The sequence below is a fragment of the Xenorhabdus griffiniae genome (assembly GCF_001028135.1).
GTDB lineage: Bacteria > Pseudomonadota > Gammaproteobacteria > Enterobacterales > Enterobacteriaceae > Xenorhabdus > Xenorhabdus bakwenae.
In genome coordinates this window covers 1-1,069 of the sequence record NZ_LDNM01000149.1, presented here as the reverse complement: position 1 = coordinate 1,069, position 1,069 = coordinate 1, and the positions used below count along the sequence as shown (strand labels likewise).

The window sequence follows — 1,069 nt, the reverse complement described above, 5'->3', positions numbered from 1 at the left end:
ATCACATTGTTTCACCATACTCAACACGATACGCCGGAATAACGCCAAATTTTCAATCGCCCCGTCCAGTACAATGCGTGAATCGTCCTCTTTAAAAACCACATCAAGAATATAGTGCTGGCTATTTTCAATGCGCCAATGCTGGCGAATGTAGTACCCCAATAATTTATGGCGGGGAGAAAGGGAACTGACATAGTAAGATGTCTCCACCGTGCCCTTACCCTTTTCTGTCCGGTGCCGCTCAACCGCAATAATGCTGCGGATTGTCGGCCATTTCTCCACCATTTCAGGGGTAAATTGGGGTTTGAGTTGGAACACATAACGTTCTTCCCGTCGGCCATGCGCTTCTTGTTTAATTTCAGTGATAATTTTTTCTTTCCCAGCCTCAAACACCCGCTGAAACTGAGACTGAACGCTTTCCCACAGGCGGGGTTGGTTTTTCTTCACCTGAACAACGACATGGGCTTTCTTTTCGCTGATTTTTTCCAGGGTTTCCCGCTGACAGTGCAGGGCATCCAGGGTCACAATGCTGCCTTTCAGATTCAGAATATCCAGCATTTGACGGACCGTACTGATTTCACCGTTTTTCGTGGCAGTGGATTTCTGACTCAGCACTAATCCCCGCTCAGTATCATACGCAGTGACCAGTTGGAGTGCGTTTTTCTTTTCATTCCGGTAAGCCTGCCGCAGAACTTTTCCGTCAAAGGCGATAACCGGTTTTCCTCCTTGCTCACGCTGTTCATTGACCCAGTTCAGTAAGGCTTCCAGTAAAGAATCCAGCTCAATAGCACGCAGGATCCTCGCAATGGTGTGTCGGCGCGGTATCCCATGGAGAAACGGGCGATATTCTCTCAACCACTTCACTTTGGCGCGACCATAAGTTTCAATATCTTGCCAGCCTTCGGCGCCGGCCATAATGGCACTGATGACGAGGAAAATCACATCAACCAGATCGTACTGACGATTGATATCAGAGCGGGTTTCTTTTACAACGGATAAATGTTCAATCAGGGTCATGGGCGAGCAATGAGAAGAGAAATAAGGCTAATTAGATCACGTTATTAACCCT

At 47.5% G+C, this 1,069-nt stretch carries 1 protein-coding gene; it reads right to left on the bottom strand.

Translation table 11 applies throughout. The features are described from left to right. Positions 1–1,017, bottom strand: a 1,017-nt coding sequence (locus tag AAY47_RS18865; protein ID WP_047771864.1) for an ISAs1 family transposase, incomplete at its 3' end; no start/stop codon positions are given. Positions 1,018–1,069 lie beyond the last annotated feature (52 nt).